This window comes from Rhodococcus sp. JS3073 (assembly GCF_026810085.1).
GTDB classification, from domain to species: Bacteria; Actinomycetota; Actinomycetes; order Mycobacteriales; family Mycobacteriaceae; genus Rhodococcus_F; species Rhodococcus_F wratislaviensis.
The window spans coordinates 5,177,681-5,202,217 of the sequence record NZ_CP113951.1 but is presented as its reverse complement, the minus strand read 5'-3'; the positions used below and the strand labels follow the sequence as shown (position 1 = coordinate 5,202,217).

Annotated in this window: 18 protein-coding genes; 5 read left to right on the top strand and 13 right to left on the bottom strand. The window is 63.6% G+C overall.

The window, feature by feature from the left end; translation table 11 throughout:
* Positions 1-299: 299 nt before the first annotated feature.
* Positions 300-842, top strand: a complete 543-nt coding sequence (locus tag OYT95_RS23460) for a hypothetical protein (protein WP_037229826.1) — start codon at positions 300-302, stop codon at positions 840-842.
* A 19-nt stretch (positions 843-861) separates the two neighbouring features.
* Here the strand turns inward: OYT95_RS23460 and OYT95_RS23455 are convergent, their stop codons facing one another.
* Positions 862-1,338 (bottom strand): SRPBCC family protein, encoded by a 477-nt coding sequence (locus OYT95_RS23455; protein ID WP_037229828.1) that lies wholly within the window; start codon positions 1,336-1,338, stop codon positions 862-864.
* Between the two features lie 106 nt (positions 1,339-1,444).
* Between OYT95_RS23455 and OYT95_RS23450 the strand changes: the two genes are divergently transcribed.
* From OYT95_RS23450 to OYT95_RS23440, 3 genes are read left to right on the top strand one after another with little or no spacing between them, the layout of a single operon-like run.
* The gene (locus OYT95_RS23450) at positions 1,445-2,128 is read left to right on the top strand and encodes a hypothetical protein (RefSeq protein ID WP_128641028.1); all 684 of its coding nucleotides are present in this window, start codon (positions 1,445-1,447) and stop codon (positions 2,126-2,128) included.
* Positions 2,125-3,330, top strand: a complete 1,206-nt coding sequence (locus OYT95_RS23445) for a PrsW family intramembrane metalloprotease (RefSeq protein WP_128641027.1) — start codon at positions 2,125-2,127, stop codon at positions 3,328-3,330. The genes OYT95_RS23450 and OYT95_RS23445 overlap by 4 nt, the downstream gene beginning before the upstream one ends.
* Before the next feature lie 57 nt (positions 3,331-3,387).
* Positions 3,388-3,759 carry a hypothetical protein gene (locus tag OYT95_RS23440; protein ID WP_037229834.1) on the top strand — a complete coding sequence of 124 codons (372 nt, stop codon included), beginning with the start codon at positions 3,388-3,390 and terminating at the stop codon, positions 3,757-3,759.
* 215 nt (positions 3,760-3,974) lie between these two features.
* Here the strand turns inward: OYT95_RS23440 and OYT95_RS23435 are convergent, their stop codons facing one another.
* Entirely contained in the window at positions 3,975-4,121 is a 147-nt protein-coding gene (locus OYT95_RS23435) for a hypothetical protein (RefSeq protein ID WP_200887780.1), read from the bottom strand.
* A 360-nt stretch (positions 4,122-4,481) separates the two neighbouring features.
* Between OYT95_RS23435 and OYT95_RS23430 the strand changes: the two genes are divergently transcribed.
* Positions 4,482-7,772, top strand: coding sequence for a protein kinase domain-containing protein (locus tag OYT95_RS23430; protein ID WP_268789230.1), 3,291 nt, complete (start codon positions 4,482-4,484; stop codon positions 7,770-7,772).
* Positions 7,773-8,026: 254 nt separating this feature from the next.
* On the opposite strand, the gene OYT95_RS23425 is transcribed toward OYT95_RS23430, so the two are convergent.
* The 11 genes from OYT95_RS23425 to OYT95_RS23375 form a co-directional block, all read right to left on the bottom strand.
* Positions 8,027-9,427, bottom strand: coding sequence for an ammonium transporter (locus OYT95_RS23425; protein WP_128641025.1), 1,401 nt, complete (start codon positions 9,425-9,427; stop codon positions 8,027-8,029).
* A gap of 327 nt (positions 9,428-9,754) precedes the next feature.
* A complete protein-coding gene (locus OYT95_RS23420; RefSeq protein ID WP_235214632.1) occupies positions 9,755-11,152 on the bottom strand; it encodes an aldehyde dehydrogenase family protein in 1,398 nt (465 codons plus the stop codon).
* A 221-nt stretch (positions 11,153-11,373) separates the two neighbouring features.
* Complete coding sequence (locus OYT95_RS23415) at positions 11,374-12,867, bottom strand: aldehyde dehydrogenase family protein (RefSeq protein WP_268789229.1); 1,494 nt, start codon at positions 12,865-12,867, stop codon at positions 11,374-11,376.
* Between the two features lie 130 nt (positions 12,868-12,997).
* The gene (locus OYT95_RS23410; protein ID WP_268789228.1) at positions 12,998-14,077 is read right to left on the bottom strand and encodes an LLM class flavin-dependent oxidoreductase; all 1,080 of its coding nucleotides are present in this window, start codon (positions 14,075-14,077) and stop codon (positions 12,998-13,000) included.
* A gap of 390 nt (positions 14,078-14,467) precedes the next feature.
* On the bottom strand, positions 14,468-14,863 hold the full coding sequence (locus OYT95_RS23405; protein ID WP_268789227.1) for a RidA family protein: 396 nt from the start codon (positions 14,861-14,863) through the stop codon (positions 14,468-14,470).
* Positions 14,864-14,892: 29 nt separating this feature from the next.
* Positions 14,893-16,065: an LLM class flavin-dependent oxidoreductase gene (locus tag OYT95_RS23400; protein ID WP_128641022.1), complete on the bottom strand. Its 1,173-nt coding sequence runs from the start codon at positions 16,063-16,065 to the stop codon at positions 14,893-14,895.
* 494 nt (positions 16,066-16,559) lie between these two features.
* Complete coding sequence (locus OYT95_RS23395) at positions 16,560-18,917, bottom strand: ATP-binding protein (protein WP_128641021.1); 2,358 nt, start codon at positions 18,915-18,917, stop codon at positions 16,560-16,562.
* A gap of 330 nt (positions 18,918-19,247) precedes the next feature.
* Positions 19,248-20,510: a bifunctional 3,4-dihydroxy-2-butanone-4-phosphate synthase/GTP cyclohydrolase II gene (locus OYT95_RS23390; RefSeq protein WP_128641020.1), complete on the bottom strand. Its 1,263-nt coding sequence runs from the start codon at positions 20,508-20,510 to the stop codon at positions 19,248-19,250.
* A 63-nt stretch (positions 20,511-20,573) separates the two neighbouring features.
* Entirely contained in the window at positions 20,574-21,758 is a 1,185-nt protein-coding gene (locus OYT95_RS23385; RefSeq protein ID WP_128641019.1) for a thiolase family protein, read from the bottom strand.
* Between the two features lie 31 nt (positions 21,759-21,789).
* Positions 21,790-23,187 (bottom strand): aldehyde dehydrogenase family protein, encoded by a 1,398-nt coding sequence (locus OYT95_RS23380; RefSeq protein WP_235214632.1) that lies wholly within the window; start codon positions 23,185-23,187, stop codon positions 21,790-21,792.
* Between the two features lie 162 nt (positions 23,188-23,349).
* Positions 23,350-24,471, bottom strand: coding sequence for an LLM class flavin-dependent oxidoreductase (locus tag OYT95_RS23375; RefSeq protein WP_005567537.1), 1,122 nt, complete (start codon positions 24,469-24,471; stop codon positions 23,350-23,352).
* Between the last annotated feature and the right edge of the window lie 66 nt (positions 24,472-24,537).

Below are 24,537 nucleotides of genomic sequence, written 5' to 3'. Positions count from 1 at the left end.
TCGATCCCCCCTCTTGCTCGGGACAATGCCTCATCGTGTGGCCGGACCATGAGCTGACCGACCAGAGCTCACATGGCACCAATTCTCTCCGCTCCGAAAGCCCTTGGCAATCGTCGCGCTTCGTTCGGCCGTGCTCGAGTGCCAATTTCCCGATGATGCGCTGAGATCATTGCCGAATACGACTGCGTGAGTGGCGGTCCAGTTCGCACGATCTGTAACAGATCTTGTCCCGCTTCCGAAATGGAATGGGGGGGCGACGGACGTCTCAATTCTCGTGGTAACGAAGGAATGGAGCGCTCATGAATAAGCAGCTGGGACGACGGGTCTGTGCCGCGGCACTCACTGCTGTCGGACTGGGAACCGCTGTGGCGACCGGAGGAGGCGCTGTCGCAAGCGCTCAGCCCGCGCCACCGACATCGACGACAATGACGTGCTCGAGCGCGAATCCCCTCGTCTGGGCACCGCCGTTCACGTGGACCATCAACGCCGCGTCCGGGGAGTCGCTGCGACCGGGTGGATCTGCACTGGAGCCGGCAATTCTGCTGAGCGGCGGCAATGAACTGCCGAGGCCGCCGGGTGGTCTCATCCCGAGCATCGGAGTCAACTGGTACGGCACGCGGGTGTCGGTCGACTGGCACAACACGACAACCGGCGCGACCGGACACAGCGTCAGCGACGAGGCTGCCTGGCAGCAGAATCCCGGAATCCCGATCAACCGCACCTGGACAGGAACCGGAACGGTGTCATTCACCGTGACCGTCCAGACCGGCGCGGGATGGTGGTTCGTCAATTCTCAGAATGCCGTCTGCCAGGGAACGATCTCCGTCGTACCCGGACGGTGACTCGGGACCTCGGCTACGGTCAGGCCGGAGGCCTTGGGTCGTTCGCCTCGGCGAGTTCGGCAAGCCTGTCGACAGAGGCCTGAAGCCTGTCCGACGTGGTGGCCCGGGCGCGCTCGAGGCGCTTCTCGTCGGTCAATCGCGACCAATCGTAGGTATGCGTGACACGGACGCGCGCCTCGTCGACTCGGTCGAGTTCCCAGCGCCACAGATGACCCGGCGGTTGTTGGCCCTGCACCGAGGGCAGCCAGGCGATCAGGCGCTCCTCCTCGAACTCCACGACGTGGTTGTCGCGGATGCCGCCGTTGGTGAGCGTCATGGTGAACACGTCACCGGCGGCGCGTACCCGCTGGCCGGCGGCGGCCTCGGCCAGGTTGTCGTTGCCATCCCAACGCGGCTGTTGCGACGGGTCGGCAATCAGTTCGAAAACCGTGCGCGCCGGGGCGGCGATAATGCGGCCGGCGGTCACGACGGTGGGAATCCCGTTCTCCTCGGTCATAACTCGATCAAACCATGATGTGTCGGCAGAACTGCGCGACCGGCCGATGTCTGGATCGCGGATCCGGAATCGAGCCCGTATGTTCTGAACAAATGTCCACCGAGGGATGGTGACCGTGACAACTGGAACACAGATCGACGAGGCACGCGATGCTCCCGCTCGCCCGTTCGAGCCCGACGACCGTTGGGTTCCGGTCGATCGGAGATGGTTCGGCCTGGACCGTGCCACGATCGCCCCAGCGCTGATCGTCCTCGCTGTCGCGTCGGTGATGGCACTGATTCTGCCGGCAATCAATCGGGCGGTGCCCTACGAAGACACGGTCGCCGCCGGTGACGTGCTCGAGGTCAACGGCGATGTCACCTTCAGCCCGGCCACCGGGTGGGGCATCACATCGGGAGTGCGGGTCGGCGACAGGCCGGTCTCGGGCGACTACCCCGACACCGCCACCGTCGTCGACGGCGACGTGGTGTTCTCCGTCCACACCGGCGAGTTCGACGGCGACGCCGAAGCCTTGCTCGCCCAGATCGCCGACACCACCGACGCCCTGCACGGCGCGCAGGGCTTTCACGTGACCGGGAGCCCCGAGACGATCGTCACCGACACCGGTGACCGGGGAGTGATCGCCGGGTTCTCCGGCACGCACTCCGACGGCGTGATTGCGGCCTTCGTCCTCGACGGCCGTGGGGTGGAAGTGGTGGCCACCGGCCCGGCCGAGGTCTCCGGCGACACCACCGTCACCATTGCCCGCATGATCACCAGCATCGGCCACCGCACCGGGGAGGGCTCGTGACCACACCGCGACTCGACGACCTCGACGCGGAGCGCGTCGCAGCCATCGACAACTCCGGGTGGGGAAAGTCGTTCACCTTCTTCCAGCCCCGCAACCTCGCGTTCTGGGCGTATCTGCTGCTCGTCGTCACGGGCCTGTTCTCCTTCGCCTCGATGCTGGCCGGTCAGTACGCCGCGTACGGACAGGCGATCGTGGTGGCGGTGGTGCTGTTCGCCGTCTACGGTGCGATCTTCTGGTGGTTCACCCACCACATCGACCGTTACGCCCGCCAGCCCGCCGCGCTGGTCGTCGTGGCGTTCCTGTGGGGTGGCTTCGCCGCCACCTGGACCATGGCCGCGCACGCCAACGATGCGGTGCGCGCGTTGTACGCCAAGGCATTCGGCCAGGCCTGGGCGCTGGACTGGGGCGCGGGACTGGCGGCGCCGTTCGACGAGGAGATCGCGAAAGGCGTCGGGTTGCTCCTGCTGATCTCGTTGGCACCTCGCCTGATCCGTACCGCCTTCGACGGGTTCATCCTGGGCGCGTTCATCGGCCTGGGATTCCAAATCGTCGAAGACGTCGCGTACGCCCTGGGATCTGCGGGCTCGCAGTTCGGCGCCAATCAGGTCGAGTCGGCGATGTCGACGGTGTGGATGCGGATGGCCACCGGTGTCAGCGCACACATTCTCTACAGCGCCGTCTTCTGCGCCGGGCTCGTCTATCTCGTCGGCCGGCCGGCCGAACGTCGCAAGGTCGGGCGGGGACTCGCATTGATGGCGACCGCGATGCTGTTGCACGGGGTGTGGGACTCCATGGGTGCGCTCGTGCGAGGGCACACGGCGCTGCTCTTCGTGCTGATGCTCGCCGTCATCGTCATCGCCCTCGGAGTCGCCGTCAAGGTCTTCGCGATGACGGTCCCCACCGAACGACGGTTCTTGCGCGCGATCATGGCACCCGAAGTCGCCCGGGGCGGGCTGACCGCCGCCGAACTCGAGGCGATGTGCGGCGACCGCAAGGCGCGAAAGGCGTTCCGCAAGGCGGGAGTCGGACGAGCGGAGCGGACCCGCGCCGTACATGTCCTCGACGCCGCCGACGAACTCGCCGACGCACTTGCCGCCACCCGCGGCGCGGACACCGGCCGTGTCGCGTTTGCCCGGTCCGAACTCGCCCGCATCCGGGACGGCGCTCCGCCGCCTTCGAGGGACGCCGCCCTGACAAGGTGAGCGCACCAGTAGCGTACAGATCGGGACAATCCGGACAACCGAGGAAAGGGCACATCCATGCGCAATTTTCGACGTACGGCAGTGGCGGGGACCATGATCGCGGGGCTGATGACTGCGGGGGCGGCAACGGCGTCCGCCGCCCCGTTCGGCTCTCTCGGCGACGGACCCGACCTCGTGATCACGCAGGCGAACGCCGAGGGTGTCAACGCGTGCGCCGTGCGTGTCACCAACGAGGGTGACGGGACCGCCACCGGAGTCACGGTCCACACTCCGCTCGTCTACGAGAGCCGGAACCTCGGCACGCTCGCCCCCGGCGAATCGAAGATCGCCGAATACTTCGATTGCGGATTCTCGGAGCGCATCTTCTACTTCGCGACGACGAGCGGCGAGACGAACTGGTCCGACAACTTCCTGTACATCGAACTCTGAGCGCCGGGGTCGCCGGGAGCGCGGGCTCACAGCCTGGTCAGCTCCCGGAAACCATGGAACCAGGCGCCGCCCGCGGACTGGGAGCGTTCATGGCCCCAGAACGCCACCGCCGCCGCGGAACCCGCGCAGTCGACGTCACCGTAAGTCGTCTCCCCTGAGTCCGGGGTCTCCCCGTAACCTGGCACCATCCTGGTCGAGCCCGGCGGCACAACCCTCTACGGTCCCGCCGCCGCAACCGTCAACTCCCAGCAGGTCGCCACCATCCACAGGTCAACTACCCCCTCGAGCCCGACGACGGAGTGATCTCCCACCCACTCGATCCGGTCTTTCACGTCTTTGGGGCGGTCGACGATGTTGGCCATTCCGGCTCTTGCGCTGGCCGACCTTCCGACTGGGTCGGCGCACCGTCGACGAAATGCTTGTCCAGACAATACGGCAAATGCCTTCTTCGATCGGTGGAGTAAGACCCGTTCAGGGCGAGATTCGGGAACTATTCCGGATGCTGTCCAGGAAGCCGCTGAGGACGTTACGCAACGCCGCGGCGTCCGGTCACCGCGATTGTTCGTGACGCGGCGTTCCGTGACCGAGATACTGCGAGGAATCGGTGACTGTTCACTCAAAGGCTCCGATCAAGCGCGATATCCTTGGAGGACTCTGCAGAGGTGATTGAGGTGGCAGGGACGTTCCGGTGTTACGTGATGAATAAGCCGACGGAGTGAGCCATGCCGCCGGCTGAAAACGATCCGTTATCGACCCAACGCGACGAACTGCACGCCGTCGATACGGAGCTTCGAGACGCCGGATTCGACGACCCCCGAGAGATCGGCCGCGGCGGGTTCGGTGTCGTGTTCCGGTGCCGGCAGCGTTCCCTCGATCGCACGATTGCCGTGAAGGTCATGACCTCAGAGCTGGACGACGAGAACCGCGCCCGGTTTTTCCGGGAGCAGCGGGCGATGGGACGACTCACCGGCAACCCCAACATCGTAAACGTGCTGCAGGTGGGCACCACGGGAAGTGGGCGGCCGTACCTGGTGATGCAATTCCATGCCCAGGGCTCACTTCAAGCATGGATTAGCCGTCAGGGTTCACTTCCACTGGACGAAGCTCTCCGGATCGGGATACGTATCGCCGGAGCATTGGAGAGCGCCCATCGGCTCGGGATCATTCACCGCGACGTCAAACCTGCGAACATCCTGCTCACCGACTATGCCGAGCCCGCCTTAACCGATTTCGGAATCGCACACATACCTGGCGGATTCACCACCACCAAGCGTGTCATCACCGGATCGCCCGCCTTCACCGCACCTGAAGTGCTGCGGGGGGACGAGCCGAGCGCGGCGTCCGACATCTACGGTCTCGGCGCCACCGTATTCTGCGCCCTCACTGGTCATGCCGCCTTCGAACGTCGCAGCGGAGAGAACGTGATCGCTCAGTTTCTGCGGGTCACGACCGAACCGGTCCCCGACCCACGGATCGCCGGAATCCCCGATGACGTCAGCACCGTTATCGAACGTGCAATGGCTGCCGAGCCACACCAACGCCAGCCCACTGCTGCTGCGTTCGGTGACGAACTCAGGGGCATCCAGGCACGCTACGGATTTCCGATGGATGTGATGGCGGTCCGCGTCGAACCGGGAGGCGGGTCCGCCGGGTCGCACGCCGGCACGAGAGGGTATCGATCGCACTCCATACCCCGTGTCGGCAAGTCCGCACAGGGTGATCTTCCTCTGGAGTTGACCAGCTTCGTCGGTCGTCGTCACGAACTCGCTCAGGCCCGACGACTGCTCGGGGTGTCGCGCCTTGTCACCCTCACCGGCATCGGTGGGGTCGGCAAGACTCGGCTGGCGCTGCGTGTGGCGGCGAAGGTACAGGCAGCGTTCACTGACGGTGTGCGGATCGTCAAGCTCGGCGCCGTCGAGGACGACTCCCTCGTCGTGGTCGTCGTCGCATCCGAACTCGGGCTACGCAATCAGACGGCGCGACCGCTCATCGAGATTCTGCAGGAGTTTCTAGGCTCGCAGAAGCTTCTTCTGGTGCTCGATAATTGTGAGCAAGTGCTGGAGAAAACGGCAGAAGTTGTCGACCAACTTCTGCACTTCTGCCCCAATCTCTACATCCTCGCCACCAGCCGCGAGCCACTGGGAATCAGCGGGGAAGCCGTTCTGCGCGTGCCACCACTCAGCGTCCCCAGCGACAGCCGCCCGACGACACCGGAAGGCCTTCCCCAGTTCGACGCCGTAAGGTTGTTCGCCGACCGGGCCGCTGCTGCCGTCCCCACCTTCGCTCTGACCGAAGCCAACACGAGCACGATCGCGCAGATCTGCCGGCAGCTGGACGGTCTGCCCCTGCCGATCGAGTTGGCGGCCGCACGATTGCGGGCGATGTCCCCCGAGCAGATTCGGGATCGGCTGAGGGACCGCTACGAAGTGTTGTCCCGCGGGCACTGGGCCGGACCGCCGAGACAGAGAACGATGCGATTGTGTATCGACTGGAGCTACGAGCTGTGCTCACCGCAGGAACGACTCGTGTGGTCCCGGTTGTCGGTGTTCGCGGGTCACTTCGAACTCACCGCGGCAGAGACTATCTGCGGCCGCGACATCTCGTCCGACGAGTTCTTGGACACGCTTACCTCTCTGGTGGACAAGTCGATCCTGATCCGGGAAGAGATCGGCCGGGATGTGCGATTCCGGATACTCGAGATCCTGCGCGTCTACGGCAAAGAGAAGGCGCAGGCGTCCGGCGAACTTCAGCAGCTGCGCCGTGAGCATCGAGAATGGTGTCGGCAGCTGTCCGCTGGCGCGGCCGCCGATTGGATCAGCCCCCGTCAACTCGAGTGGATCACGCAACTGACCCGTGAGCAGTCGAACCTACGTGAGGCAATGGAGTTTTCCGTGGGCGATGCCCCCGAAAAAGGTCTCGATATCGCCTCTTCTCTATTCGCGTTCTGGTTCTCCCACAGCCTGTTCAACGAGGGCAGATACTGGCTCGGACGTCTACTGGCGTGCGAGGCAGGGCAGCATCCCGCCACCAGGATCAAAGCGCTCTACGCTGCGAGCTCGCTTGCCGCGGTACAGCGAGACTTCGACACTGCGTCGACCCTGATGGAGGAGGCACGCTCGCTGGCCGAGGAAACGACAAACCCCGTTGTCCACATTTTCCTCTCCCGCGCCGAAGGCGTGGTCGGAGTCTACAAGGGCGACCTCACTCCTGCGTGCGCCGAACTCGAAATGGCGCGCGCCGCATTGCCCACCGATCATGATCTCACGCAACATGTTTGGATCCTCGTGATGCTAGGTGTGGGTTACGATCTGCTCGGAGAGTCGAATCAGGCGATCGCGTGTTTCAACGATGCTCTTTCCATTACGGAAGCTCACGACGAGACCATGTACCGGTCGTACACACTGTGGGCGATGGGCGTGGCCATCATGCGCCGAGGCGAGTTGGAACGGGCGAGCAGGCTTCTGAAAGAAGCGTTGGTGCTGATTCGACGTGTGGACGACCGCTTGGCCGCGGCGGTGTGCCTCGAGGCGCTCGCGTGGACAGCGGGCGAGGAGCGACAGTTTCAACGATCCGCCACACTTTTGGGCGCCGCGGCGAACTTCGCGCATTCCGTCGGGAGTAGCCCGCTGCTGTTCACCGCCCTCAACGAGCAGCACGATCGATGTGTGACCGACGCCTCCCGCGAACTCGGCTCCAGCACCTTCAGCGCAGCTCGAAGCAAGGGAAGCCAGTTCGACACGGATGGCGCAATCACCTACGCGCTCGAGGGGGAGGCGGTGGAGTCCTCGCAACGACCGCACTCGTCACAATCCGGCCAGCCGTCTGTCCGGTTGACCAACCGTGAACGCGAAGTCGCTGCGCTCGTCGCCGAAGGGCTAACCAATCGTCAGATCGCGACCAGACTGACCATATCGCCGCGGACCGCACAGGGTCATGTGGAACACCTCCTCACCAAACTCGGATTCAACACCCGCGCCCAGATCGCGGCATGGTTCGTAACCGAGAACGCGTGAGCGTGATGTAACGGTGAAGGTTCGGTCTCCGCCCTGGGGGAACGAACAGTGCTCACCGGCTGGCGGCTCAGTAATCAGCTTTCCCCCGGACGATCCGAGACCTGTCGAAGGCTCCCTGATCGACTTCCATCAGGCGCGCTGAACAGTACCGGAGCAGGAATGAACGCGTCGTGCTGGCGATCTGTTGGCGATCCCAACTCGCATCCAGGTGACGCGTTCATCTGCTCAGGCGAATGAATAGCTCTAGCGTGCCGTCAAGGCACTAAGCTGACCTCGGCAGCCGGTTCCTCGGATACGTCAGCCTGTTGTAGCCCTGCAGGTGCCCGGTCAGGATATGCGACCTCACCAATGACTGCGCGATCCAGTTTCGCCTCCAGGCCTTCATCGACTCGCCCGTCACGCAGCCCGATGGTCTTCTCGACCACGAAGACCACGAGAAGCGCCGACGCGAGACCGAGCACCAGGAAAACGATAACTCCGTACACTTGATGTCCGATGTTGATCGAGGCGTGCTGGAAGGCGTACTCACCCTGCGCAATTCCAAAGTAGCCACCCTGCTTGACGCCACCTGCCAACACCGCGGCCATCAAAGCGCTGTAGATTCCCGGGCCCAGCGTAAGTGGTACAACTTTGACGTCGTCCAGCCGGAGCCTGATCATCAGCTTGTAACCGCCGAGCAGGATAAAGGGCGCAAACATGGCGGTCAGACCTGCCTGCCAGGGCTTGACGACGTCGATCAGCCCCGACACCGAGATCCAGCCGGCCACCGGTGACACCAAGAAGAAGTACGGGTGTTTCGCTATCTTCCAGACCAGCAGGCCGCCGATCGCCGAGGCTGCGAAGGCCATCATGAGATTCGTGACAATCAGCCCCATGCCGCTCTCGTTGAGGGTGATCCCGAAGTATCCGGATCCGGGTACCAGGTAACCGTTGGTAAGCGCATAGCCGCAGATTCCGGCAAGGAAGAGGACCATTCCGACCACTACATACAACATGTTGTGCGGGATCGCAGGCTCGGTCGCGGTGCCGTCGAAAACACCCACCCTTGGCCTGGCTCGCCACACCAATACGAGCGCCCAACACCCAAGCAATATATAGAAGAATGCACCGCCGAAGTCGTGGGTACCGGCGTTGGAAAGCGGCCCGACAGAGCCGTAGACCAGGTACCCAGCGACCGGGATGACTACAGCCCCGAAGAGTAATGCGATCAACGCCAAGGAACTTGTTTTGACCCGTTCGATCACAGACCCGGCCAACAGCGCCGCGAAGAAGGCGGCGAAGAGAATGAAGAGCGCGTAGAAGGCCTGGAAGGAGTCAGCATTCGGCACGACCGCTGGGTCGAGATCCTGGGGTAGGGTGTTGATGCCCGTTCCTCCGAGCCACCACGACTTGATCGCCTGGCCGAGCGGATTTGCAACACCGAAAGCCTGGTTGAACTGCGTGACCCAGATGGCGAATCCGATCAGTGACATACCCGCCGCAGCAACGAATGCGGCGACAAGCTTTTGCGTCAACGTGTGCATCACGTTTCCTGCGCGACTGAGGCCGGCGTCGAATAGAAGTATCCCGGCTATGGCCAGCAAGATGGCGATCAGCCCGATAATGTAGACCACCGTCGGAAACTGCGCCGCCATAGAAACTTGATCAAGGTACATTGGCATCCTTCTACCTGAGAGTGGAGTGGTAAGACGCGGTTGCCTCGTGATTCCATAAGAGATTCCTTGCCAAAGGAACCATCTATACGAATCAGGCCAGCCCCTGTACGGCGTGCCGCCGTCAAATTTCTCACGATGTGTGAGACGTTTCTGAGTCTGTTCCCCCACCGGATGCGCGGTGACCTTAAGTGCAAAGATTGCCGCGCAACTTCGTTTGATCTTTGATAGAGCGATTTTTCGAGTGAGTTTCGTCGTCGAGCCTAAAGATCTGTTTCGATGACGACTGCGGAGTTCATGCCGCGCTCCCACTGGTTCGCCGGATGGTGCTCACCATCGGGTGACGACCAGTTTCTGATCGGTGAAGAAATCCAACGGCGCAGCACCACACACATGCGAATCACCGTAGAACGAGGCACCGTACCCGCCCATCGTCACATTCGCCGGCGGCGCCGGAAACGCATTGACACCCACATTGCCGGCCCGGATACCCCGCTCGAACTCCGCCGCCACCGCACCAGAGCTGGTGAACACCGCTGCAGCGTTACCGAACTCGGTGTCATTCGACAACGCGATCGCCTCCGCGAGCGTATCCACCCGATGCACATTGATCACCGGACCGAACAACTCCCGACCCTCCACCCCGTGCCGCGGATCCAGATCGGCCACGACGGTCGGCCCGATGAAATAGCCGTTCTCCGACCCCACCCCACCCACCGGCTTCACGTTCCGACCATCGAGAACGAACGTCGCACCCAGATCCTCCGCCTCCCCCAGCGCCGCCAGGATCCGCACCTTGCTCTCGGCGCTGACGACCGGGCCCATCGTCACACCCTCGTCCATACCGTCACCGACCACCAACTGATCGGCCAACGCCACCACCCGGTCCATCAGATCGCCGTAGACATCACCAACCACCACCACCCGACTCCCCGCCAGGCACCGCTGACCCGCCATCCCATAGGACGAGGACACGATCCCGGCCGCCGCCCTATCGAGATCCGCATCCGCGGCCACCACGATCGGATTCTTCGCACCACCATTGGCCTGCACCCGCTTCCCGGCCGCTGCCGCCGCCCCGTAGATCGCCCGCGCCGTCGGCGACGACGTGATGCACGAGACCGCCACCACCGACGGGTGGGCGATCAGGTGCTTGACCACATCCGCCCGACCGTGCACCAAGTTCAGCACCCCATCCGGCAGACCCGCCTGCTGCAGCAACCGAATCGCCGCGGTGGACGCGAGCGGATCCTGCTCGGACGCCTTGATGATCAACGCATTACCCGTGACCAGAGCCCACGCCGAGAACTGCACCGTGTTCATCACCGGGAAGTTCGACGGCGTCACCGCCACACACACCCCCAACGGCTCCCGCACCCGCCGCGCATCCACACCAGTGGTGACGTTCACGGCGTCGCTGTGATACAGCATCGGAGCGGCAATCGCCGTCTCCAAGAAATCGACCGCCCGCCCCACCTCACCGCGCGCCTCATCCAACGTCTTACCCTGATCGATCGTGATCGTGCGCGCCAACGACTCGACATTGTCCTCGAGGATCACCTTCATCCGATACAAAAACCGCACCCGCTCCGACAACGGCCGCGAACCCCAGTCGGCGAAGGCACGAGACGCAGCCACCACGGCCGCCTCCGCATCCTCGATCGTCGCCGGCACCAACTCCGTAATCACCCGCCCCGTCGCAGGATTGAACACATCGATCGCATCCACTCCCGACCCCGGCACCCACCGACCACCAATCAAACACGCAGCCGTCAAATCCACATCGGCGATTATCACTATTCAAACCCTCACTACTCGAAAATCGTTGGTAGGTGCCGCCGATGACCGCGCCCGGCAAGACCGACACATGCGGGTCCTCGGTCAGACGTGGGCGGATACGACCCCGCACCGGCGCCACCGACGACCATGGAGCCATATGTGCCCGTGGTCTACGACAGATCGACGACGACTGTCTTGAGCTCGAGATATTCGTCGAGACTCTCCTTGCAGGTCTCCCGACCCAACCCCGACTGCTTGTGCCCACCGAACGGCAACGCCGCATCCACCGTCTGATAGCAGTTCACCCACACCTGACCCGCTTCGATTCCCGCGGCAACGCGGTGCGCGCGGCCGAGGTCCCGGGTCCACACCCCCGCACCGAGTCCGTAGTGCGAATCGTTCGCCAGCGCCAGCACCTCGTCCTCGGTGTCGAACGGCACAATCGTCAGAACCGGACCGAAGATTTCCTCCCGCATGACTTTCGAGTCCGAGCCGACGTTCGCCAAGACGGTGGGCTCGACGAAATAGCCTTCGCTCCCCCACGCAGAGCCCCCGGTGACGATCTCGGCTCCCTCGCTGCGGGCGAGTTCGATGAAACCGAGCACCCGGTCCCGGTGCTCCGCGGAAATCAGCGGACCCATCTGCGACGCCGCATCCAAGCCGCGGCCCAACCGGATGCTGTCAGCCGCCTCGACCAGCCCGTTGACCACATCCTGGAACACTGAACGGTGCGCGTACAGACGCGACCCGGCGACACAACTCTCACCCTGGCAGGCGAAGATCGCCAGCGCGGCCGACGGAATCGCCTTCCCCAGATCGGCGTCGCCGAAGATGATATTCGGTGACTTCCCGCCCAGCTCGAGGGAGACGCGCTTGAGGTTGCCCGTGGCCGCCTTGATGATCGCCTTCCCTGTCGGACCCGAGCCGGTGAAACTGATCTTGTTCACGTCCGGGTGCTCGACCAAGGCGGCCCCCACCGTCTCTCCGTAACCGGTGACATAGTTGAAGACGCCCTCGGGGAAACCGGCCTCCAGCACCAACTCCCCCAGCAGTGCGATCGACAGCGGAGTCTGCTCGGCCGGCTTGACAACCACCGTATTTCCCGTCGCGAGCGCCGGCGCAATCTTCTTGACCGCCATCATCAACGGCAGATTCCACGGCACGATGCACCCCACCACACCGAGGGGCTCGCGTAGCGTGTACGAGTGATAGGGGCCGCCAAAGTTCGTCGGAAACGACACCGGGATCGTGTCCCCGGTGATCTTGGTCGGCCATCCCGCGTAATACCGCAACACATCGACCGAGAACGCCACATCGACGTATCTGGCCTCGCCGATCGTCATCCCCGCATCCAGCGACTCCAACTCTGCGAACTCCTGCGCACGGTCCTCGATCAGATCCGCCAGCTTCCACAGCAGTCGGCCACGTTCCTGCGGAGTCAGCCGGCGCCACGGTCCGCGGAATGCTGCGCACGCAGCCGAGACCGCGCGGTCGACATCCTGGGCGTTAGCGGCCGGGACAAGAGCGACGACCTCCCCGGTCGCGGGATCCTCCACCGCGATCGTTTCGGCAGTGGACGCGTCGACCCACTCGAAGCCGATCAGCATCCTCTCGGCCTTCTTGATGTTCGTCCTCAGTTCTTCACTGAGCAGCGTTGTGGACATGGTTCCATCCTCATCTTCATCGCATTAACAGGTTTTCGGCACTCTCACAACGGAAGGTGCCGCCCTGGGCCACACAGCCTGGCCAGATCATGTGGCGGCCCGCATCTGGGAGCTCGAGGCGCGGGAAAACTCAGGCGTTCTGCAGTGCCTGCACCGCGGTAAAGTTCTTCATCAGTGGGAACACCTCACGCCCCATCCGCTTGATGTCCTCCACGTAGTCCGGGAAGATCAGCATGAATCCAGCGACGTCGAGTTCGGCCCACTCGTCGAGCTGGCGCGCGATACTCTCCGGGGAACCGGTGATGAAATCCGTCGAAAACTGCACAAATCCCTTGGCGTCGACCCCGGCGAGGATCTCTGAGGTGCCGCCCTTGGCGGAATCGGTGGATGCCTGCCCGATCATGTACTCCATCACGCCCCGATCCGGGCTGTCGATGTAGCTCTGCAGTTTTGCTTCCGCTTCCTCGTCGGTGTCAGCGAGGACAACACCCAGTGCCACAAACGGCCGGATGGTCCGCCCCGCGTTCTCCATCTGCTCGTTGAACCTGCCCACGACCTCCTCGAGGGCGTCCACGCCTCCCCAGGCCAGGCGGAACGAGTAGTCGGCGTACTTCGTGGTGAATGCAATGGCGTCGTCCGAGGCGCCGGCACACACGATGTTCACGTGATTGTCTGGCTTCGGGCCCATCCGCAGATCGTCATACTGGAAGTGCTTGCCCTTGAAGTTCGAGACGCCGTTCTCCCAGAGCTCGCGCACCACCTGGCAGTACTCACCCGCGTACTCCCAGCGGTAGTTGTTGTACTCATAGCCGGGCCACACATTCATGACCTCGAGCTCACGGGGGTGCCAGCCGCCGGGAACGATGTTGAGTGAGAAACGCCCGTCGCTGATCTGGTCGATCGTCACCGCCATCCGCGCCGCGATCGCCGGATGGATCGCCAGAATATTCACGGAGCCAATCAGCTTCATCGTCGTCGTGTCCCGGGCAAGGGCAGCCATCTGTGTCATCGACTCCAGTGCGTCGTCCCAAAACCCCGTCGTACCACCGTGCCCGCGCAGCGCCGACAACGACAGGGCAAAGGAGAACCCGTTTTCCTCACCCGCCTGGATGATCTCCCTCATGTGCGAGTACGTCGGCGAGTACTGTGGAGCAGCCTCAGAAATGATGTAACCATTCCGAGCACTGGGAATGAAAATACCGAACTCCATCGCAGGTGTTCCTCTCTTTAGCGACCCGCCTTCTCACGGATCGGTCGAATAATGCGCGGAGCCTCTGATTCGAGGGCAATCCGACTAGGACAAGACTTCGGATTCGGGCGTCCTGGGCAGGACGGTGTCAGTAGGGGCTGGGAGCTGTTGTCGCCGTCATGTCTGCGCCGTGGTCGTCGCAGAACCCTGTAGGAAGCATGATCAGCTTCAGCGTGCAGTTTGGGCACCGTGCTGACTTCGACGGCGGCCCTCATTCGGCGCGGGCGCTTCGTGTGCTTGTGCAGATTTTGTCTGTTCCGGTCGAGCGGTCTCACCGATGACTTCGGGGAAGAGTTGTGCCTCGGTCGACGACTTGTCGGTCGCACGGCCCGACATTTTCTCAGCGCGGTTCTACCGCTGGTTCCGTGGTCGGATCGCGAGGGCGTCGATCTCGACGCGGCAGTCGCCGGCGATGCCGACGACGAGCGTCGTGCGCGCCGGGTACGGGCCTTCGCCGACGACCTCGGTGTACGCGGTCCAGAACTCCTTGCGATACGAATCGTCGGCCAGGTAACACGTCGTCTTCACCACGTCCCCGAGCGTGCAGCCGACAGTCTCGAGGATCCCCTGGATCTCCTCCAGCGCGAGCTTCGTCTCGTTCGCGATGGTGTCGGCCTCCGGCTTACGCTCCAGCGTCTCCAGATCCAGCGCCATCTCGCCGCAGAACACGTAGTCCTTGGTCGCCACACCCGGATTCATTCCGAATCGAGGGTAGGGAAGGTTGCCCGGGTTGAGGTATTCCGCCATGAGTACTCCTTCCGTGAGGGCTTCGTCGATCACTGCGCAGCCGCGAGGGTGGAGTCGAGCTTGCGCACCTCGGGCATGACCTCGGCCGCGAACAACTCGAGGGAACGATCCACCTCGTCATGTGCCACACCGGGAAAGCCCATCTGCAGCAACCAATTCTGAATGCCATGCGATCTGGTCAGCCGCATCATCTTCTCGGTCACACTCGCCGCCGAGCCGATCATCAGGTGATCGCGCTCCATCAGCAGATCGAACGGATCCATCTCTTTGAACCGCGGATCTTCCGGATCCTCGTCGGCGTCGAGCCACACCCCGATGCCACGGACCCGGCATACGAACTCGAAGAACTCCACCACACTCGCCTCGGTGACCCGACGCGCCTGCTCATCGGTCTCGGCGACGTAGCACAGTCGCAGCACCCCGACATCCTCCCCCAGGTCCGGCGTCGCGCCGGTGACAGCCGCCTTCTCCGCCCGATAGAGGTCGAGCAGATTGCGCAGCACCTGACCGGTCGGATACCAGGTAATCGGCTTGAGACCCTTCTGCGCCGCACCACGGAACCCCTCCACCGACTCGGTCACCGCGAACAGCGGCGGCATCGGCTGTTGGAACGGCTGCGGCGTCATCCCGAACGCCTTCAGATAGCCCTGCTCGTCGACCCAGCCCTCCGGCATCGGCGCCCCCGGCGAGTGAATGAACTTCGTCCGCGGCTCCGGGAACGTGTACCGCTCTCCCGACCAACTGAACAGATCCTCCGTCCAGATCCTGCGGACGATCTCCAGGTTCTCCTCGAAGATCGCCCGGCTGTTGTCCGAACCATTCCACCGATTCGCTGCAGGATTGAGGTTCATCACCTCGATCGGCAGGATCCCGCGACCGAACGCCACATCCAACCGGCCCTCGCTGAAATGATCAAGCAACGCAAGATCCTCCGCCACCCGCAACGGATGCCACAACGTCAACGACACCGCAGCCATCCCGAACCGGATCCGGTTCGTCCGAGCGGCCAGATCCGTCGCCAACATGATCGGATTCGGGCTCGCATCCGTCCCATCTGTGTCGAAATGATGCTCACCCAACCAAATCCGGTCAAACCCCAACTCGTCCGCCGTCACGGCATGACGCCGCGTCGCCTCCAGCACCTCATGCCAGGACAACTCGCCCGAACGATTCGTCAACGCATACAGCAGATCGATTTTCATTTCACTCCAAAGTTCATTGGTTCTCGCCCATATTTCGGACAAGGACCGCATTGCTGTCCAAGCCCGTACCCGAAGGCCGACCTTGGGGGTACAACCGTTCAGGTGATGCCCATCACATGAGAATCGCTGCAGCCACGCCTCGGTGCCAGCGGGAAATTACCTATTCGCTACCTATTGGCCGTACCCACGTACTACGTAGGTGGGCATGTGAGAGTGGGTGCCGTGGTATGCCCAGGTCGCCGGAAGCCGAGTGCTTTGACTGCTGGCTGGTTCAACGACTCGATGGGAAGCCCGGGCGGACCCTCGGGGCCACTCTCACGTCCTGCGCGGCCGGCTGACAACCCGCGCACCGGCACTTCGGACCAGCCACTTAGGTCACACACGGTGCGGACATGGTGCCGCTGTCAGCGCGTCGATTGGGATCACCAAAGACGCGCACTCGCCGTGCGGACGGTCCGTTCTCGGATCAGCCCCAGCTCGGACGAGAAGGTGGCTCAGCGGCCGGGTTTCTGTTCGTGGACCCACGCGGCAAGTTGCGTACGCGAGGTGAAGCCGAGTTTGACGAGGGAGTGCTCGACGTGACCTTCGACGGTGCGTTGGGAAATTACAAGCCGGTCGGCAATTGCCCTGTTACTCAGTCCTTCGGCGACCAGTTCAGCCACTTGTTGCTCGCGTCGGGTGAGGCTGAGGGCCTCGCCACTCGTCGCGGGCACCTCGGCCCGCGTTTCTTCACCCAAGGCGTAGGCAACCGCCTCGTCCGCGCTCAGTGCTGCGCCTCGATTCATTGCGGCCTCAAATGCTCTTTCACCGAGAGAGGTTCGAGCGTGCTGCCGCGACTTCTCGTGCAAAGTGGCAGTGTTTGTCAGAGCGGGTGCGCGACCACCGGTAGCGCTGAACAGTACGTCCGCAGCGCCCAGCAGCACCGTGGACCGTTCCGGCCTCTGTTCGACGTCGGTCCACGCAAATTGCTCGAGCGCCCAGGCGTAGCTCAGCTGACTTCCCACCATCCGGGACAACCGCAGACCATCCTCGAGGAGCGCGGTTCCACGCTCACGTTCTCCGTGCTGCCACATCGCGAAACCATAGTCACACAACGCCATTGCTCGCCATATTCTTTCCTCCCGCGACTCGGTAAGCGCGATGAGCTCCTCGTAGCTCTCTGTAGCTCGCTGGATGTCGCCGGTCATCTCGAAGGCGAGCGCCAGCCAGACCAGTGCCGGCACCAGCTGGTTGAGATCGCCTTCGGGACGGAAGACGTTGATCGCGTTCTCGAGGCTGGCGATACCTGTCCGAAGCTCTCCGTTGGAAACGGCGAGGCACCCCTCCGCGAAGGCGACCAACGCATCGAGGTCGGCATCCCCAACCCGGGCAGCCAGCAGTCGTGCCTGGTCCGTCGATACGGTGCCGGCGGCAACGTCGCCCTGCAACGCGGCCAGCATGCTGCTGGTGCACAAAGCCTCGATCCGGTCGAAGGGTTGCTGACCTTCCCGACTTGTGAGTGCACGATCGAGCCAGTGACGGCCTTCGCTGAACAATCCTCGCACGAACCAGAATTGATACATCGCGGTGACGATGCGCATGCCCGCTTCTGCCTCGCCGTCTTCGCTGAGGCAGAACTCCATGGCGTCGCGCAGATTCGGCTGCTCACGCTCCAGTCTGGCGATCCACTCCACCTGCAGCGGACCGATCCATTCGGTCTTCGCGCGGAGCACGAGTTGCTCGTACCAATCTCTATGCCTTTTTCGAAGCTCCCAGTATCCGCCGGCTTCGTATAATTTCTCTCGTCCGTATTCACGAATCGTGTCCAGCAGTCGATACCGCACCACCGACCCGACCTCTTCGCGGATCAAGACCGACTTATCGATCAGAGACGTGAGCAGATCGAGTAACTCTCCGTCAGGCGGGTCCGCGGCGAGGACCCCCTCGGCGGCGTCGAGCTCAAAACCGCCGGCGAACACCGCCAGCCGAGCCCATAACCACTGTTCCTGCGACGAGCACAGGTCATAGCTCCAGTCGATGCACAACCTCAAGGTCTGCTGCCTCGTCGGTGTTCCTCTGCCGCCTAGGGTGAGAAGTCGGAGTCTGTCGCCGAGGCGCTCCCTTATCTGCTCGACCGACATCGCCCGCAATCGTGCCGCCGCCAGTTCGATCGGCAAGGGCAGGCCTTCCAGACGCCGGCAGATTTCAGCCACCGCGCCCATGTTGTCCTCGGTGAGCCTGAAACCCGGCACTGCGGCGCCCGCACGCTGCTCGAACAGGGTCACCGCGTCATATCGGGAAATCTCGCGTAGCGTCGCCGTCGATCGCGTCAGCTCCGGCAGCGACAGCGGGGGTACTCGAACCACTACCTCCCCACGAATGTCGAGAGACGCACGGCTCGTGGCGAGGATGTGGACACCCGGGCACGTCCGCAGTACGACCTGTGCAACACCTGCAACTGCCTCGATTAGATGCTCGCAATTGTCCAGGACTAACAGGATCCGTTTTTCCGCCAGCTGTTCGGTGAGCACAGTCATGGGCGGCCGGACGGAGTGATCCTGTAAACCCAGCGCACCCGACACAGCCTGTCCGAGCAGGTCCCCGTCGTGTAGTTCACCCAGTTCGACGAACCAGACACCGTCGTCGTATGTCCTACGCGAAACGTCGCCGATCCGCAGGGCGAGCCGGGTCTTGCCCACGCCGCCGGCGCCGATGAGAGTTACCAGCCGCGATCCGGACAGCAGCTGGCGGGTGTCTGCCAGCTCGTGCCGACGGCCGACGAAGCTGGTCAGGTCCAGTGGAAGATTTCCGGATTTGCCTCGCCTCGACTTGGCATGCACGCCGATGTCCGCGGGGGGCTCACTTTCGGGCATGGTCGCATCCAATATCGAACCGGCACATTACGCAGGAGGCTGATTTGACGGGCGCGTCCGATGCGCCGAGCCGATCGGCCAATCCGAAAGAAGTCGGCCGTACAGTCATGCGCCACCTCTTGACAAATCGTGCCCGCTATACGATGTACGTTCTACAGCCTGGTGACGGCGAGTTCAACTCCCCTGGCCCGCTCGACTGCGGGCGTCACCGCGGTGATGGCCAGTCCCGCGAGATTCACGCTTCGACCCGGTCGTCGGATGCGGCGAGGGAGTTCCCTCGTGAACGGATTATCCGTTCCGATTCCAACGGTCGGCCAGCCGGGCTGTTGCTCAGCCGAAGGCGGTGATACCTCGCTCCCTCACGGGTGTCGCCGGGCACAGGTCGGGGAGGTCGTGGCCCATCCGGTCCCGTTTGGTCTGTAGGTAACCGAGATTGTGGTTGTTCGGCCGCGGCAGTAGGGGAACACGTGCTGCGACCTCGATGCCTGCATCCTGCAGACAGGTCACCTTCTGCGGATTGTTCGTCAGCAATCGCACCGACCCGATACCCAGATCTCGCACGATCTGCGCAGCCGTCCCGTAGTGCCGGGCATCAATCGGCAGACCGAGATCCAGATTTGCGTCGACGGTGTCCCGGCCGAAGTCCTGCAGACTGTAGGCCTGCAGCTTCGCCGCCAGTCCGATGCCGCGCCCTTCGTGCCCACGCAGGTAGATCACGACACCGCGGCCTTCACATCTGATCCGCTCCATCGCTTCGGTCAGTTGCGGCCCACAATCGCAGCGACACGATCCGAAGACGTCACCGGTCAGGCACTCCGAATGCACTCGTGTCAGCACCGGGGCGGCATCGGAGATGTCGCCGTGCACCAGCGCGATGTGCTCGGTGCCGTCGGTTTCCACGCGATATCCGAAGGCAGTGAAGTCGCCGTGCCGTGTCGGCAGCCGGGTCGCGGCGACCCTCTCCACGAGCAACTCGTGCCGGCGCCGGTATCCCACCACACTGTCGATGGAGATCATCGCCAGACCGTGGGTGTCAGCGAAGTCCCGCAGCTCAGGAGCCCGTTTCATGGTGCCGTCGTCGTTGACGACCTCCACCAGCACACCCGCCGGAGCCAACCCCGCCATCGTGGCCAGATCCACTGCGGCCTCGGTATGGCCGCGCCGCACCAACACCCCGCCCTCGCTGTAGCGAAGCGGGAAGACGTGACCGGGCCGCGTCAGATCCGACGGCACCGAACCCGCACCGGCAAGCACCCGAGCAGTCCGTGCACGATCGGCCGCAGAGATCCCCGTGCTCACACCGTCGGCCGCGTCCACTGACACCGTGTACGCCGTGCGCATCCGGTCCTGGTTGTGCGGGGTCATCAACGGAATGTCCAGCCGGTCGAGCATCTGAGGCGCCATCGGCACACAGATCACCCCACTGGAATACCGAATGGTGAACGCCATCAGCTCCGGTGTGGCCTTCTCCGCGGCGAAGATGATGTCACCTTCGTTCTCCCGGTCCTCGTCGTCGACCACCACGACCGCCTTACCGGCCGCGATGTCGGCGATTGCCCGCTCCACACTGTCCAGACGGACTCTGTCGCTCATGGGAGTGCTCCTGCCTTCTCAATGGGAGGTGCGGGACGCTCTGGGAAGGGCGTCCCGCACCCGTCAATCTCTTTCCAGAATGAGTGCGTTTGCCATGCCGCCCGCCTCGCATACCGTCTGCAACCCGCGTCGCTGGTCGGCGTCTTCCATCGCATGCAGCATCGTCGTCAGCAACCGGCAACCAGTCGCTCCGAGCGGATGACCGAGGGCGATCGCTCCCCCTCGCGGATTCAGGCGGTCGATGTCGACCTCGAGATCCGACTGCCACGCCAGCGGCACGGAGGCGAAGGCCTCGTTGACCTCGAAGTGATCGATCTGATCGATCGCCAGGCTGGTCCGGGCCAGGATCTCCCGTGTCGCCGCGATCGGCGCCGTCAGCATCATCAACGGATCGTCACCGCAGGCGTAGAAGGACCGGAGTCGGGCCCGGGGACGCCAGCCCATTCGCCTGGCCGCCCGTTCGCTGGCGATCAGCACCGCGCTGGCGCCGTCGGTCAATTGGGACGAGTTCGCCGGCGTGACGTGCCATCGCAATTCCGGGAACCGTTCGGCGTACTCCTCGGTGCGGAAGGACGGTGTCAGCGCCCCGATCGAGTCGAGGGTGGTACCGGGACGAATGGTCTCGTCCCGGTTCACCGTCTCCTCCGTGGCCGGCACGCGAATGGGCACGATCTCGCGCGCGAAAGCGTTGGCGGAGTCCGCCCGCGCCGCGAGTTGATGTGAACGCGCGGCGAACTCGTCGAGTTGTTTCCGGTCGAGATTCCACCGGTGCGCGATGAGTTCGGCTGCGACACCCTGGGGTAGCAGTCCCGGAGCGTACCGCTCGTTCACCGAGGGACCGTAGATGTCAGCACCCTGACGATTCGATCCCATCGGCACACGGCTCATCGACTCGACGCCGGCCGCGATCACGATGTCGTAGGACCCCGCCATCACGCCTTGCGCCGCAAACTGCAACGCCTGCTGACCGGAGCCGCACTTGCGCTCGATGGTCACGGACGGCACCTGCTCCGGCAGCCCCGCCGCCAGCCACGCCATCCGCCCGATGTTGCCGGACTGCTCGGAGGACTGCGTGACACACCCGACCAGTAGATCGTCGACCTCGCCGGGATCCACCGCCGTTCGCTCCACCAGCGCGGAAACCACCTGCGCCAGCAGCTCGACCGGATGAACACCGGCCAGTGCGCCAGCCGGGCGGGCTCGGCCCATCGGCGACCGGACCGCGTCGATGACGACCGCGGAGTTCATGCCGCGCTCCCACTGGTTCGCCGGATGGTGCTCACCATCGGGTGACGACCAGTTTCTGATCGGTGAAGAAATCCAACGGCGCAGCACCACACACATGCGAATCACCGTAGAACGAGGCACCGTACCCGCCCATCGTCACATTCGCCGGCGGCGCCGGAAACGCATTGACACCCACATTGCCGGCCCGGATACCCCGCTCGAACTCCGCCGCCACCGCACCAGAGCTGGTGAACACCGCTGCAGCGTTACCGAACTCGGTGTCATTCGACAACGCGATCGCCTCCGCGAGCGTATCCACCCGATGCACATTGATCACCGGACCGAACAACTCCCGACCCTCCACCCCGTGCCGCGGATCCAGATCGGCCACGACGGTCGGCCCGATGAAATAGCCGTTCTCCGACCCCACCCCACCCACCGGCTTCACGTTCCGACCATCGAGAACGAACGTCGCACCCAGATCCTCCGCCTCCCCCAGCGCCGCCAGGATCCGCACCTTGCTCTCGGCGCTGACGACCGGGCCCATCGTCACACCCTCGTCCATACCGTCACCGACCACCAACTGATCGGCCAACGCCACCACCCGGTCCATCAGATCGCCGTAGACATCACCAACCACCACCACCCGACTCCCCGCCAGGCACCGCTGACCCGCCATCCCATAGGACGAGGACACGATCCCGGCCGCCGCCCTATCGAGATCCGCATCCGCGGCCACCACGATCGGATTCTTCGCACCACCATTGGCCTGCACCCGCTTCCCGGCCGCTGCCGCCGCCCCGTAGATCGCCCGCGCCGTCGGCGACGACGTGATGCACGAGACCGCCACCACCGACGGGTGGGCGATCAGGTGCTTGACCACATCCGCCCGACCGTGCACCAAGTTCAGCACCCCATCCGGCAGACCCGCCTGCTGCAGCAACCGAATCGCCGCGGTGGACGCGAGCGGATCCTGCTCGGACGCCTTGATGATCAACGCATTACCCGTGACCAGAGCCCACGCCGAGAACTGCACCGTGTTCATCACCGGGAAGTTCGACGGCGTCACCGCCACACACACCCCCAACGGCTCCCGCACCCGCCGCGCATCCACACCAGTGGTGACGTTCACGGCGTCGCTGTGATACAGCATCGGAGCGGCAATCGCCGTCTCCAAGAAATCGACCGCCCGCCCCACCTCACCGCGCGCCTCATCCAACGTCTTACCCTGATCGATCGTGATCGTGCGCGCCAACGACTCGACATTGTCCTCGAGGATCACCTTCATCCGATACAAAAACCGCACCCGCTCCGACAACGGCCGCGAACCCCAGTCGGCGAAGGCACGAGACGCAGCCACCACGGCCGCCTCCGCATCCTCGATCGTCGCCGGCACCAACTCCGTAATCACCCGCCCCGTCGCAGGATTGAACACATCGATCGCATCCACTCCCGACCCCGGCACCCACCGACCACCAATCAAACACGCAGCCGTCAAATCCACATCGGCGATTATCACTATTCAAACCCTCACTACTCGAAAATCGTTGGTAGGTGCCGCCGACTCGACGAACACGTATGGACGGTTCGGCCCCGAGAAGCCGATGAGTTGCTATGACGTCGGCGTCAGTGTTCGGTCGACACCGTAGGTAACACCGAGTTCGCCGCCCACATCGTGGGCTTTGAGGCGCGGAAGCACCTCGGAGGCGAGCAGTTCGAAGTTTCGGGATGACACTTCGGGCGCCATGCCGCCGAAGGACGGTGCGATCAGGACCCCGCCCGCGTCCAGTCGATCGACATACTCGAGAATCCGGTCGACGACCTGATCCGGCGTTCCCCACACCTGGAGATCGGCGAGGAAGTCACAGAAGCCGTCGACTCCGTGCTTCTCGATGTTGCGGCTCAGCCCGGCGTAGTACTCGTAGCCTTCAATTTTCGCGAAGCCGACGTTGTCGAATTCGTAATGCTCGACGGTCGACTCGGCGTAGCGCCGGAGGTACACATCGCGCATCTGCCGGGCCTCGGCTTCTGTCTCTCCTACTCCGACGAAGACGCAGATGATCGGCTTTGCCGGCTCCTCGCCGTTGATCTCGAGGTAACGGGCACGGTAGTCGCGCATCTCGGCTTCGGCTTTGTCCCAAGGCTTCTGCGCGATGACCATCAGCCCGACCTGCAGGCTTGCCATGAGGTCGATTGATTGCGGAGACACCGCCGATGCGAAGGTGCGACCGCGGAACGACGCATACGGCGCGGGGCGCAGGTCCATGGCCGGCTGTTTGTACAGTTCGCCGTCGGCTTCGATGACGCCGGACTCGAGACCGTTCAGGATCGCTTCGGCATACTCCGCGAAGAGCCTGCGGGACTTGCCCATCTCCACCCGGAAGCCGTCGAACTCTACCCGGCCGAGCCCTCGGCCGATGCCGAGCATCGAGCGGCCACCCGAGAGATGGTCGAGCAGGATGAAGTTCTCGGCGGTCCGAACCGGGTCCTGCCAGGGAAGGACGGACACCATCGTCCCCAGTTTGACCGTGGATGTCTTGGCCGCAAGCCACGAGAGGAACTGCGGGACATCGGGTGTCATGCCGTAGGCAGTGAAGTGATGTTCTGGCGTCCATACCGAATCGAAGCCGGCGGACTCTGCCCGCAGCGCGAGATCCAGCTCGTTGCGGTAGGTCTCCGCGTCCGAGACGTTTCCGTCGATGTTCTGAAATACGAGAGTGATGCCGGTGTGCATCTCTCCTCCTTCGTCGAGTAGTGCAATCGGTCCTACCGACCGGTTGGTACGTAGTGTAGCGGCCGA